This window comes from Fusicatenibacter sp. (assembly GCF_050872605.1).
GTDB lineage: Bacteria > Bacillota > Clostridia > Lachnospirales > Lachnospiraceae > Fusicatenibacter.
In genome coordinates this window covers 40,981-54,294 of sequence record NZ_JBNMHD010000009.1, presented here as the reverse complement: position 1 = coordinate 54,294, position 13,314 = coordinate 40,981, and the positions used below count along the sequence as shown (strand labels likewise).

The following is a 13,314-nucleotide window of genomic DNA, read 5'->3' as shown; positions in this document are numbered from 1 at the left end:
TCAAATTTAATTCGAGAAAACAGCGGCTTTAGGATTGTACACGGCGGAGCACAGAAAAGATTTTTTCAGAATCCCAGATCTGCGGAACAGGGTAGGTGGGATTTGCTTCTTTTAAAGCACGGCGTGCTATTTCTGTGTAATCATTCGGCGAAAGGTGCGGCAGAGTGGATGGAATGTCAAACGAATCGCGCATAGCCTCGATAGCTGCAATCATCCGCTCAGCCTTTTCAGAAACGGTATCTCCGCCGAGAGAAAGCGCATCGGCGAGAACGGCAAGTTTAGGCGTAATGCAGGAACCGTATTCGCGCAGAACAGCAGGCAGCAGAACCGCGTTGGCTCTTCCGTGCGGAATGTGGTACAGTGCGCCGACGGCGTGGGCAATGGCATGGACGTAGCCGACAAAGTTGTTGGTAAAAGCGAAACCGGCCAGATACGATGCATGAAGCATTTCCTGCCGTGCGGCAAGATGGGTGCCGTCTCGCCAGACTTCGGGCAGGGCATGGAAGATTTCACAGACAGCCTCAATGGATGCGTTCTGCACGCTGCGGGAAGCGAAGAGGTTAAGAAAAGCTTCCATGGCATGGGTCAGGGCATCCATACCGGTATCTGCGGTCATAGAGGACGGGAGGCTGATCGTAAGCTGCGGATCGAGAACTGCCGTATCCGGGATCAGACAGAGGTCATTGACGGCGTATTTGTATGGTTTCCCGTCGATACAGTCTGTGATGACAGCTGCCGCCGTTGCCTCTGAACCGGTTCCGGCTGTCGTCGGCACGGCAAACAGCTGTGGAAGTTTCCGACGGACTTTCAGGAGGCCCCGCATCGCAGGAACCGTCTTTTTCGGACAGCAGACGCGGGCACCGATCAGCTTTGCTGCATCGAGAACGGATCCGCCGCCGATGGCGAGGATAGCCTGCGCCTGAATCTGCTGATAAAGACGGAAACCCTGTTCCACGCTCTCGATCTGCGGATCCGGGGCGATTTCGGAGAAAATGGTGACGGAAATGTTTTCTTTTTTACAGCCATCCAGCAGAGACGTCAGTGTTCCGCGGCGGATAAAGCCTGGGGTAGTCACCAGGAGAATCCGGGAGATCCGGCGTTTCCGGAATAACGCGGGGAGCTGCAGAACGGCATCCGGTGCTGCAAGGAGTGTCTGTTTCTTATGCTCTGTCAGATGAAGAACGTGGCTCAACACCCACTGCCGGATGCGGAACCAGAAAATGGAATGCATCAATCAAGTACCTCCATAAAAAATCGTGAGAATTGGATATCTCTTATTGTAACAGTGCACGGCAGTTTTTTCAATTCGTATAGGAATTTTGAATCTTCCGTGAAAAGAATTGACAGTGCGAAAAATGCGTGTTATAGTACGAATAGAACAGATAAAAAGAGCCAGGAATTGTTCACCTGGGAAATCAGGAAAAGGCTTGACTGGAGGTGCCTGATGATGGAAACAAAGAGAGATTATTATGAAGTATTAGGCGTCAGCCGGAATGCAGATGAAAAAGAAATCAAGCGTGCATACCGGAAACTGGCGAAAAAATATCATCCCGATACGAATGCGGGAAACCCGGATGCGGAAAAGAAATTTAAGGAAGTGACAGAAGCGTATTCTGTCTTAAGCGATCCGGAAAAGAAGAAAATATACGATCAGTTCGGATTCGCGGCGTTCGACCAGGGAGCCGGCGCGTACAGCCAGCAGGGCGGCGGAAATCCGTACGGCAGTGCATATGGAAACCCGTTCGGCGGAAGTGGAAACAACGGTGGCTATCACGAATTTCATTTTGAAGGAAACGCAGATGACATGTTCGGCGATTTCTTTGATCAGATGTTTCATGGTAAAAGCCGCGGATTCGGAAGCGAGCGGTATACACGGTCCGGGAACAGCCGACATCCGTTTGAGGATGCATTTTCCGGTCGTGGTACAGCTGAGGATCTGGATCTGCACGCTGAGGTTTCGATCCGCCTGGAGGAAGCGGCATCGGGCTGTGAAAAACAGATTACCCTGCGGAATCCGGACGGAACGACCAATACGCTGCTGGTTAAAATCCCGGCCGGTATCGAGAGTGGAAAAAGCATCCGCCTGCGCGGCAAAGGCCATGCAGGATCAAACGGACGTCGCGGCGATCTGCTGTTAAGGGTCAATGTAGAAGAAAAGAAAGGCTTTGAACGGCGTGGAATGGATATCTATACGACGATTCAGATTCCATACACAACGGCAGTCTTTGGCGGTGAAGCGCGTGTCTCGACGCTGTACGGAGATGTTGTCTGCAAGATCAAAGAGGGAACCCAGTCCGGCAGCAAGATCCGTCTACGAGGCAAAGGTATGGTATCCATGAAAGATGCGAACGTACACGGCGACCATTATGCAACGATTGAGATTGCCGTACCGCGCAGTCTGAACCGCACAGCGCGTCAGAAGCTGATGGAGTATAAAGAGGCGTGCTGAAAACTGCAAATGTGAAGAAATTGTGAAATCAAAAAAGATGGGTTGACAAATCCTGTTTGCAGTATTATATTACAGCTAGAACAAAGAAAGGGAATCAACAAGAAACAAAAGCTTCCTTGCATGTTCCCAAACATCCTGTTCCAAGAAACTTATTCATAGCCACAAGGCAAAGCAAACTTAACACCCTTCACAAGATAAGAAGCCTGCTAAGAATCAGATTTTTGGAGGAAAAGGTAAATGAATACTTTAAAAGCTGAAAAGAGAAGTTTGGATGTAAAAGCAAAAAGACTCAGAAGAGAAGGATACGTTGTCGGCAATGTATTCGGCAGAGAGATGAAAGAATCCATTCCAGTTAAGATGGTAAAAAGAGATGTCGAGAAACTGCTGAAGACAGACCACAAAGGCAGCCAGATTATGCTGGATGTCGACGGAACCGCATACGATGTTCTGATCAAAAATGTTGATTATAACCCGGTAGCCGGACAGATTGATTCGATCGAGTTCCAGGCACTGGTCAGCAACGAGAAAGTTCATTCCGTTGCGGAAATTGTCCTTGTAAACCATGAAAAGATCGCAGAAGGCGTTCTGCAGGAGGATCTGAACGAGGTTGCCTACATGGCATATCCGGCATCCCTGGTCGATCAGGTAATGGTCGATGTCGGAGAAATGAAGATCGGTGATGTTATCCGTGTCAAAGATCTGTCCCTGGCCGCTGACCCGGATATTACCATAAAGACCAATCCGGAATCCATCGTCGTAAGCCTGATGGCTTCCCACAATGCGGAAGCGCCGGCAGAAGATACCGAAGAAGCAGAAGAGAAATAAACAGAATAAACATATACAAAGAAATCCGAAGGTGTCAAAAACCTTCGGATTTTTTTGTGAAAAATATGGTTTAAATCGATCAGATATAACTCATGAAGCCTTTTCCGATAATTTCACTGCTCTTTGTAATTGCAATAAACGCGGTCGGCTCGGTATCATGAATAAAACGCTGAAGATAGACGGCCTGCTTGACATCCACAACCGTGAGAATGACCGTCCGCTGCTGGTAGGAGTAAGCGCCGACGGCGTCGTAAAGGGTTGCGCTGTGATTGAGATCCTTTGTGATGAAATCGCAGATCGGCTGCGGATTGTTGGAGATAATCGTAAAAAATTTATTCAGCTTCATCCGCTCAATCGTTTTGTCAATCAGCAGTGTTTTCGCCATCAGACCGAGAACCGAACAAAGTCCGGTTAAGGTATCGAAAATCAGGAATGCAAGGATGACAACAATGAGGTCGGTCACCAGCAGGGCAGTGGAGATATTCATCGTAGAGTATTTTTTGATAATCATGGCGATGATGTCCGTGCCGCCGCCGGAGGCATTCTCAAAAAACAGCAGTGCTGCCGCCAGTGCCGGAAGAATAATGGCAAAGCAGAGCTCCAGCATGATCTCATCGGTAAGCGGATGTGCCATCGGAAACAGCTTTTCAAAAATGTTCAGAAGAACCGAGGAAAGCACGGTCACGTAGGCTGTCTTGACGCCGAAGTTCCGACCCAGCACAGCAAAACCAACCAGCAGAAGCAGCAGGTTGATAAAAAGGTTGATCTGTGAGGCAGTGAACGGAAGAAACCGGCAGATGACAACGGCCATACCGGATACACCGCCGAAAGAAAAATTGTTGGGGAATTTAAAAACATAAATTCCAATGTCCATGATCAGAACAGCTGCGGTAATGACAGCATATTCTTTTAACGTTTGTAATGCAGGCTGCGATGCCTGAGTTTTTGTGTCCATTTGTATACTCCTTAATAGTGAATAACAGATTCGGCGTGCTGAATCTTCCAAAGTACGGGTTCTGCTTCCGGGGATGTAAAATACCGGTAAACAGAATTCGGAACCAGGGTTCGAAGAAGAGCAAAATCGCCGTTTTTTAAACAGGAACGGACGGCAGAAGCACTGATGGTGCGGCCGTCTGTTTTTCTGCGCGGAATGATATGACAGGCAATGCCTGCTTTTGGCAGTTCGTTTGCCATGATCTCGTTGTAAAGCCCGGTTACCAGGCTGAAGGGTTCCTCGCCGACATACCGCTCGGTAATCTGCAGAGCAGAAGCAATTTTTTCAAAGACAGCAAGATCCAGCAGTGCATGGCCGCGGATCACCGCTGTTTCTTCTTTCAGAAAATAGCTTGGAAACGTCGCATTGCTGATGATGTAGGGACCGCTGCCATGAAGAACGACATTCGAAAGATGGGCGCATCCTTCTTTGACCAGCCGTTTGCGGATGGAAAACGGAACAAGGGAGACATCTTCGCTGATCAGAAAAAGATGCAGTGTATCACACCGAGAAGCTGCGGTTTCGATCAGATACTGGTGTCCCAGCGTGAACGGGTTTGCGTTCATCACAATAGCGCTTTGCTTTCCGTCCGTTTTGGTTTCCATAAGTTTTTTCAGATAATCGGAAAATCCGCTGCGTCTGTTTTCCATGAAAGCAAGCGTATCCGGCACACGGGCAATTTCAGAAAATCCGAGGCTGGCAAACAGCGGCGCAGTTTCCGGTTTCGTGTAGAGAAACAGATGGGTATACCCTTTCTGGAACTGAAGTTCAATCAGATGAGACAGAAGCTTTGCGAAAAATCCTTCTCCTTTGTACTCTTTCGAAACGGCAAAGCAGCGCAGTGTATTAAAAAAACAGCTTCCGGTGGCGATGATCCGGTTCTGCTCGTTAAAAACAGCGCAGATCACATCGAGATTTTTGTCTCTTTGAATCCCCTCCTGCAGAAGCAGTGCATCAATCTCGGCGAGACGGCGCGTATCTGCAGGGGAAATATGGGAAATGGTGCAGGTGTCACACATAAAAAGTTCCTTTCAAAAGCAGCAGCATCAGTGAAGCAGAGGCTCCTCTTTAACAAAGTGAAGCATCCAGCATACGGCAAGCAGATCCGCACTTCCGCCGGGAGACAGATTTTGTTCCATAAACTGTTCATTCATTTCATCGAGCAGGGCGGTTCCCGGGCAGTTATCTGCTTCGATTACGTTCTGCACCTGAGCGGAAACGGTCTTTTGCGTTTTCAGATTACTTCTGGCGATCAGATTGGTGTCTGTCATATGCGCCATAATCGTGAGCAGAACGGCAGCACCTGCCTCATCTTCGCTTTTTCCCTCAGAAAGCAGCTGCTCGAGAAGCGGAAGACCGTACCGGGAAACAACAGGGAGTCCGTTTTCCATTTCCCCGCGGATTCCCGTAATTCCATACATGACGTAAAACCGCTGCCCGGCAGTTCTGGCGTTCTCTTTTGTGAGACCGGCGTAATCATACGTTGTAATGCCGTTTGTCAGAAGCGAGCAGAGCTTTAAAATCTCTTCCGGCTGTTTCCGCTGGGAAGGCAGGGCAGCACCGAGTGCGGCGCAGAGAATGCCCATGCTGAAAATCGCTCCTTTGTGGGTATTGACACCGCCCGTGGCGTACAGCATCTCGTTTTCCGCCAGTTTACCTGGAAGACGCAGCCGGGTAAAAAGGTCGGGAAGAAGTTCCGGCGCACAGCCGGTGTATTCCTGTCCGAGCCGTACACATTCGTGAAAGTAGGGCCATAGGGCAGAGGCGCTGTTCAGAAACGAATAAAAATTCATATCTCTGTGGCTTCCGTTGTTGGCACGGTCGACAAGGCCGGGCTTTGGCGTGACACTCACTTCATAGAGAAGAGAACGCACGGCAAGACCGGCGATAAGGACTGCATCCTGTTCCAGCAGAGCATTTTTCAGAATGGATTCTGTTTTTGCCTGCAGTTCTTCCACGCTGTGAAGACGGCGGGAAGCACACTCTTTTGCCGGAGCACCGCAGATCAGACAGACGCGGTGCGGTTTTCCAATCTCGGTGCGGTCCAGCTTTCTTGAAAAAAAAGGCACATCCGAAGAGGGTACCAGCACATCCATATCGTAAAGCCGTCCTAGGTCATTCTGATCCTCCAGCTCGCAGGAGAGTTCCTTTAATTCTTTTCCGTCGATATCGACAACGAGAAAGGCTTCATTTCCCGTGATATCCGAAAAAACTTCCTCAAAAAGAATCCCGGCTTTCTGGCGTGTGAGCTGCTGCCGGAGATCAGACAAACCTTTCGCAAAGCCTCTGCGGATCAGCTCTGAGTTCTTGACCGGTCCTGCAATATTCATGGTGAAACTAAGGAGAGGTCTGCGGAACTTGGAAAGGAGCTCTTTCTGGTGAAACGCACGCCGTTCTCTTGCCTCCAGCATTTGGGCTAAAGTAACTTCTTTTCCAGATTTTTTTTCGGATGCCGGATAGGTCATATTGAATTCCTCCTTCTTCAAACATACCATGCCGTATGGGATTTTGTCTACTGCAATCATACCGGAAAAGAAGGAAAATGGGAAGAGATCGGGCAATTCCCTTTCGGAATCCGTATATAGAAAAACAGAATTTTCCAAAGAATTCTGTTTCGGGCTATGATGAGAGCAAGAAAAAGCAGGCGGAAGGGAGAAAAAAATATGGGACTGCATATTATTGACGAAGCAAACAGATGCTTAAATTGTAAAAAACCGATGTGCCAGCAGGGATGTCCGGTTCATACGCCGATCCCGAAGGTCATCCAGCTGTTCAAGGAAAACAAGGTACTGGAAGCCGGAGAAATACTGTTTGAAAACAATCCGATGTCCGTGATCTGTTCGATTGTCTGTAATCACGAAAAACAGTGTGCGGGAAACTGCGTGCTGGGCAGAAAAGGAACGCCGGTTCATTTTTCCAGCATTGAAACGTATCTCTCAGATACGTATCTGGACCGGATGCAGGTGAAGGCAGCAGAAAAAAAGACACAGAAAGCGGCTGTGATCGGAGCCGGCCCGGCAGGCATGACGGTGGCCATTACCCTGGCGAAAAAAGGATATCCGGTGACGGTTTTTGAGTGGAAGGACAAAATCGGCGGCATCACGCAGTATGGAATACCGGAATTCCGGCTGTCCAAGCAGATTCTGGAACGGTATGAAAAACAGATGCGGCAGCTTGGCATCCAGATCAGGCCGAATACGACGATAGGAGCTGTCCTGAAGATTGATGATCTGCTCCGGGACGGATACGCCGCCATTTTTGTGGGAACCGGTGTATGGAAGGCCAGAAATCTCGGGATTGAAGGAGAGTGTCTGGGAAATGTTCATTTTGGAATTGATTATCTGGCAAGCCCGAAAGCGTACCATCTCGGAGAAAAGGTAGCCATCATCGGCATGGGAAATGCAGCGATGGACGTGGCAAGAACGGCGCTTCGAAACGGTGCCCGCCAGGTGACCTTATACGCGAGAGGAACGAGAATTGCGGCAAGCTCCAATGAAGTGGCGTATGCACAGCTTGACGGGGCGGAGTTCGTATTTGGAAAAGAGATCCGGCGGATCACAGAGAAGGGTCCTGTTTTTGTCAATTCGATTCTCGATGAAAACAACAAAATCATTGGCTTCGAAGAGGAAGAAGAGCAGGTCGAGGCAGATTCGACGATCATTTCCATCAGCCAGGGGCCGCGAAGAAAGCTGGTTCGTACAACTGTAGGACTCGAGGCTTCCGAGCAGGGACTTCTCCTTGTGGATGAAAATGGAATGACAACAAAAGAAGGCGTGTTTGCAGCCGGTGATGTCGTCCATGGTTCCAAAACTGTGGTTCATGCGGTAGCGGGTGCCAAAATTGCGGCGGAGGGCATGAGCCGCTATATGGAAAGCAAAGAAAAAGGGGATTCCATTTCGGAATAAGCACATGACTTTATACAATTTCATTTCGAAAGAAGTATCCGCTATACTAAAGACAGCAACAAGAATCGGAAAGAAGCAAAAAGGAGGAAACATCTTGGGAAAATCATTAACCAGAAAAATTATTGAATCACACTATGTATCCGGAAGCCTGGTTCCGGGGGAAGAAGTTTTTATCAAAGTGGATCAGACACTGACCCATGACATTAATGCAGTTATGACGTATCTTGCCTTTGAAGCCATCGGCCTTGATCGTGTCCGCACGGAATGCAGCGTCAGCTATCTGGATCACAATCTGCTCTATGTCGACCACAAAACACCGGACGACCATATTTATCTGACATCTGCGGCAAAAAAATTCGGCGTCTACGTATCCAGACCGGGAAATGGAATCTGTCATACCGTTCATGTGGCACGATTTGGAGCGCCTGGGAAAATCAGTATGGGAGGCGACAGCCACACCCCGCACGGCGGCTCGATCGGCATGCTCTGCATCGGTGTAGGCGGAATGGATGTTGCAACGGCGATGACAGGTGTTCCGATGCGACTGAAGATGCCGCGTGTGATTAAAGTCAATCTGACCGGAAAACTGCAGCCGGGTGTGAATGCCAAAGAAGTCATTCTCGAAATGCTGCGGAAGGTTACGATCAAAGGCGGTCTTGGAAATGTATACGAGTACGTGGGACCGGGTGCGGCAACACTGGAAGTGCCGGAGCGTGCGACCATCACCAATATGGGTGCGGAGATGGGAGCTACCACTTCAATTTTCCCGGCGGATGAGCAGGTACATAAATTCATGAAAGCGCAGGGAAGAGAGGATGCATACGTCGAACTTCTTCCGGACAAAGATGCCGAGTATGACGAAGAGATCCAGATCAACTTAAGTGAACTGGAGCCGCTGGTGGCATGTCCGCATCAGCCGGATAATGTAAAACCGATGCGGGAAGTGGAAAAACTTCCGGTGCAGCAGGTCTTCATCGGAAGCTGTACGAATACAAGTTATGCAGATGTGGCAAAAGCCGCACTGGTCTTCCAGGGAAGAAAAGTCAACGATAATGTGAGCTGTACATGTGCCGTCAATTCCAGACAGACGTATAAAGCACTGCTCCGCGACGGTTATGTTGATATGATGATCGATGCCGGTGTGCGCTTCCTGGAAATTGCCTGCGGACCGTGCTGTGCGATCGGACAGACCCCGGCGACGGAGGGTGTGGCCGTGCGTACCTCCAATCGTAACTTCAAGGGAAGAGCCGGCAACCCGAATGCCAAAATCTATCTGGTCAGCCCGGAGAGTGCAGCAGCAACAGCCATCATGGGAACCTTTGCAACCGCAGAAGATATCCTTAGCAGCGATGTGGCAAAACTGGCCGAAATCAAAGAGCCGGACGAATACGATATCAACGACAATATGATTATCCCGCCGCTTCCGGAGGAAGAAGCAAAGGAAGTCGAAATCGTCCGCGGACCAAATATCAAATTTCTCCCGGTACCGGATGTGCCGGAGCAGTATCTGAAAGTGCCGGTCAGCCTGAAAGGCGGAGACAATATTTCCACCGACGATATCACACCGGCCAGCGCAGAATTTTCCAGCATGCGCTCCAATATCCCGCTGATGTCGCAGTACTGCTACCACAGATATGCACCGGATTTTGCGGCAAGAGCAAAAGAGCTCGGCAAAAGCATTATCGTGGGCGGCGAGAATTACGGACAGGGCTCCTCGAGAGAGCATGCGGCCATCAATCCGATGTATCTTGGCGTGAAATGCGTCATTGCCAAGAGTATTGCCCGCATTCACAAAGGAAATCTGGTCAACCATGGAATCATTCCGATGCTGTTTGCAGATCCGGCAGATTATGACAAGATCGACCAGGGAGATGAGCTGGAAATCACACAGCTTCTCGATCAGATCCCGACCAGAAAAGTACAGGTGAAAAACGTAACGAAAGAGACGGTGTTTGAGGTTAATCTCGATCTGACCGACAATGAAATCGATGTAGTATTAAGCGGCGGACAGCTCCGCTATTTAAAGAAACAGTTAGAAAACTAGGAAAACGGAGGTAACATCTATGAGCGGAATCACACAGGAACATGTGAAACAGGCGCAGGAAAAATTTGGGGCCCTGATTGAGCAGGAATCGAAACGAATTGAACGGATGAAGGAGTCACAGGAGCTGACCGATTTCAAGAAGAAAGAAAAAATCATCGTTGGCATTCTGCCGGGCGACGGCGTAGGACCGATTCTGATGGAGCAGGCACTCCGCGTTTTAAATGAGCTTGCCGGTGATGAAATCAAAAGCGGAAAAATCGAGGTAAGAACGATCGAGGGCATGACGATTGAAAACCGTGTGGCAAAGATGGAAAGCCTGCCGTCGGATATCATTCCGGAAATCAAAGCATGTGATGTGCTGGTGAAAGGCCCGATGGTAACGCCGAGAGCCGGAGAAGGCCTGCCGAACCTGGTCAGCGCCAACAGTCTGCTTCGAAGAGAGCTGGAACTTTTCGCGGCGGTACGGCCGATTAAGATTCCGGACAAAAACATTGACTGGACGTTCTTTAGGGAAAACATCGAGGGCGAGTATATCTGGGGCGACAAAGGCATTCAGGTAGATGAGGATCTTGCCGTAGACTTTAAGGTTCAGACGAAACAGGGAAGCGAACGCATCGCAAGAGCAGCGTTCGAGTTTGCCAGAAAGAACGGAAAGAAAAATGTGACGATTGTGACGAAAGCCAATATCGTAAAACTGGCAGACGGTAATTTTATCAAGGCAGTCCGTAAAGTCGGAGAAGAGTATCCGGAAATCGAAATTCAGGAGCGCCTGGTGGATGCTATGTGTGCGAAGATGCTCGATGAAAGCTTTAACCAGGGAATTGAAGTCGTTGTGCTTCCGAACCTCTACGGCGATATCGTGACCGATGTTGCGGCAGAGCACGCAGGCGGCCTTGGAAATGCCTGCTCCTCCAATATCGGAAACCGGTATGCCCTGTTTGAGGCGATCCACGGCACCGCACCGTATCTGATTTCCCACAACAGAGGCGCGTATGCCAACCCATGCAGTCTGATCCGTGCCATCGGACAGATGCTGGTGCATATCGGTTATGGAGACCGCAGCCGTCTTCTGGATGAGGCACTGGAAATCTGCACCGTAACCGAGAAAAAACTCGTCGTGACGACATTCCCGGAGGATGCAAGTGCGGCTGAATTTACCGATTATCTTCTGGATACCATCCGAAACCTGAAAAATGCATAAATAAAAAAAGATCTCGCTGAAAATCAGACATTTTTTGACCCGGTGCCTGTTTTGTGGTAAAATGACAGGAGAAAATGCGTGATTTCAAAAGGAGATCGAAAGATGAAGGATTCGGACTGGGAAATTTTATATGAACTGCATAAAAATCCAAATATGACAAAGGTGGCAAATCTGCTGTATATGACGCAGCCATCTCTGACAAAAAGGATTCAGCATATGGAAGAGGAATTTCAGATACAGATTGTAAACCGCACCCCCAAAGGACTGGAGTTTACGAGGGAAGGAGACTTTCTGGCAGAAAAAGCGGAGGAATATCTGAAATTCCTGAAAAAGACAAGAGAAGAACTGAAAGGGATGAAGGAAAAATCGAAAGGAGAGATTGTGATCGGATCTTCCTATACCTTCAGTAAATATTCCCTTTCGGATCTTCTTCTTGCTTACCGCAGGGACCATCCGAATATCAATTTCAGCATCATAAACGAACAGAGCAACGTGCTGTTCCGCAAGATGCTGGATGAATCCATTGATGTGGGCTTTATCCGCGGAGATTATGAGGGCGTTGTGAACCGGCGGCTGATCGGAAAAGATGCCGCGTATCTTGTGACAAAAGAGCCGGTTACTTTCGAAGAACTGCCGTCGATGCAGTATCTGGGCTACAAGACGAATGACCGCACAATGGAACTGCTCCATGCATGGTGGGAGGAACGATTTGAAAACGAATTTCCGTCCGGCATGGTGGTAGGATACGTTGACGTGGCGTGGCAGCTGATCGCAAGAGGCGTGGGCTATACGATCTGTTTTCTGCCGGCCCATTTCGAAAATGAGCATCATCTCTGCCTGACACCGCTGGAAACGCTGGACGGCAGACCGGTGACGAGAAACACCTGGTTTCTGTATTCGAAAAACAAACGCCTCTCCCCGCATCTGGAAGAATTTGTAACCTATGTAGAAAAAGAGATTTCAGAAAAGAACAAAGAAAAACATGAAGGAAATTGACTGGAAAATTCTGGTTGTTTTATATGAAAAGAAGAGCATGACCAAGGCGGCAGAAGCATTGTATATGACGCAGTCCGCACTGACCAAGCGGGTCCGTGCCATCGAAGAAGAGTGGAATATTGAAGTCGTAAGGCGCAGCAGCCAGGGCGTGGAATTTACAGAGGATGGAATTTACCTGGTAAAAAAGGCAAATATCATGATTGATTTTCTGAAGGAGATCGAACAGCACTTTAACGGAACCGTCAAAAAAGATATCCTGAAAATCGGTGTCCCAAATTCTTTTGCCCGGATTCATATGCCGCAGATGCTGATGCAGTATCTGGAGCAGTATAATCACCTTCAGATCCGGACGGTATCGAATACGAGTGACAACATCATTCAGCAACTCACCAGCGGAAGCATTGATATTGGAATCATCTGCGGTGACTATCCTTATATCGGGGAGAAAGTCTGTCTGCTGGATGAAGAAATGTATATGGTGACACAAAAAGGGGTACGGTTCGAAGACATCGAGAAATATACACTGATCGAATCGTATTACAATCCGCTGGTAAAGCTGATGGTCAATCAGTGGTGGCAGAGCCATTTCGGGGAGATTCCAAGGGATACGTATACGGTAACGCATGCCGACATTGCCATCGAGATGGTAGAGAGCGGAATCGGTGTTACTTTTGTGTTCGGCTCCAAATGGAAGATCAACGAAGAGAAGCTGCAGAAGCTTCCGGTGTATGACCGCCATGGTGATATTGTGAGCAGAAAAGTGTGGATGATGATGTCAGACCGGTGCTTTTTAAGCCCTGCCATCATGGAATTCGTCAGCTTTGTAGAACAGTATTATCAGGTCAATCAGGTAACAGAACAAAACTGAGAGAAAAAATGTAACAAGAAAAAAGGCTTCCT

General features: G+C 48.8%; 11 protein-coding genes. 7 read left to right on the top strand and 4 right to left on the bottom strand.

Annotated features, from left to right (window positions below; translation table 11 throughout):
• Nucleotides 1-28: 28 nt before the first annotated feature.
• Entirely contained in the window at nucleotides 29-1,231 is a 1,203-nt protein-coding gene (locus ACY2VT_RS04705; RefSeq protein WP_461879082.1) for an iron-containing alcohol dehydrogenase, read from the bottom strand.
• 216 nt (nucleotides 1,232-1,447) lie between these two features.
• Here ACY2VT_RS04705 and ACY2VT_RS04700 point away from each other — a divergent pair, with 216 nt between their 5' ends.
• Together ACY2VT_RS04700 and ACY2VT_RS04695 are read left to right on the top strand one after the other, a co-directional pair.
• Entirely contained in the window at nucleotides 1,448-2,449 is a 1,002-nt protein-coding gene (locus tag ACY2VT_RS04700) for a DnaJ C-terminal domain-containing protein (RefSeq protein ID WP_461879094.1), read from the top strand.
• A 237-nt stretch (nucleotides 2,450-2,686) separates the two neighbouring features.
• Nucleotides 2,687-3,274: a 50S ribosomal protein L25 gene (locus ACY2VT_RS04695; protein WP_461877720.1), complete on the top strand. Its 588-nt coding sequence runs from the start codon at nucleotides 2,687-2,689 to the stop codon at nucleotides 3,272-3,274.
• 79 nt (nucleotides 3,275-3,353) lie between these two features.
• Here ACY2VT_RS04695 and ACY2VT_RS04690 read toward each other — a convergent pair whose 3' ends face one another.
• From ACY2VT_RS04690 to citG, 3 genes are read right to left on the bottom strand one after another with little or no spacing between them, the layout of a single operon-like run.
• A complete protein-coding gene (locus ACY2VT_RS04690) occupies nucleotides 3,354-4,229 on the bottom strand; it encodes a YitT family protein (protein WP_461879081.1) in 876 nt (291 codons plus the stop codon).
• Between the two features lie 11 nt (nucleotides 4,230-4,240).
• Nucleotides 4,241-5,287 carry a [citrate (pro-3S)-lyase] ligase gene (gene citC, locus ACY2VT_RS04685; RefSeq protein ID WP_461879080.1) on the bottom strand — a complete coding sequence of 349 codons (1,047 nt, stop codon included), beginning with the start codon at nucleotides 5,285-5,287 and terminating at the stop codon, nucleotides 4,241-4,243.
• 27 nt (nucleotides 5,288-5,314) lie between these two features.
• Nucleotides 5,315-6,793 carry a triphosphoribosyl-dephospho-CoA synthase CitG gene (gene citG, locus ACY2VT_RS04680; RefSeq protein WP_461879079.1) on the bottom strand — a complete coding sequence of 493 codons (1,479 nt, stop codon included), beginning with the start codon at nucleotides 6,791-6,793 and terminating at the stop codon, nucleotides 5,315-5,317.
• 138 nt (nucleotides 6,794-6,931) lie between these two features.
• Here citG and ACY2VT_RS04675 point away from each other — a divergent pair, with 138 nt between their 5' ends.
• From ACY2VT_RS04675 to ACY2VT_RS04655, 5 genes are all read left to right on the top strand, one after another.
• Complete coding sequence (locus ACY2VT_RS04675; protein ID WP_461879078.1) at nucleotides 6,932-8,173, top strand: NAD(P)-dependent oxidoreductase; 1,242 nt, start codon at nucleotides 6,932-6,934, stop codon at nucleotides 8,171-8,173.
• 94 nt (nucleotides 8,174-8,267) lie between these two features.
• On the top strand, nucleotides 8,268-10,217 hold the full coding sequence (locus ACY2VT_RS04670; protein ID WP_461879077.1) for an aconitate hydratase: 1,950 nt from the start codon (nucleotides 8,268-8,270) through the stop codon (nucleotides 10,215-10,217).
• Nucleotides 10,218-10,236: 19 nt separating this feature from the next.
• Complete coding sequence (locus ACY2VT_RS04665; protein WP_461879076.1) at nucleotides 10,237-11,418, top strand: isocitrate/isopropylmalate family dehydrogenase; 1,182 nt, start codon at nucleotides 10,237-10,239, stop codon at nucleotides 11,416-11,418.
• 102 nt (nucleotides 11,419-11,520) lie between these two features.
• Nucleotides 11,521-12,414 carry a LysR family transcriptional regulator gene (locus tag ACY2VT_RS04660; RefSeq protein ID WP_461879075.1) on the top strand — a complete coding sequence of 298 codons (894 nt, stop codon included), beginning with the start codon at nucleotides 11,521-11,523 and terminating at the stop codon, nucleotides 12,412-12,414.
• A complete protein-coding gene (locus ACY2VT_RS04655) occupies nucleotides 12,401-13,282 on the top strand; it encodes a LysR family transcriptional regulator (protein WP_461879074.1) in 882 nt (293 codons plus the stop codon). Before ACY2VT_RS04660 ends, ACY2VT_RS04655 begins: the two co-directional genes overlap by 14 nt.
• Nucleotides 13,283-13,314: the final 32 nt, after the last annotated feature.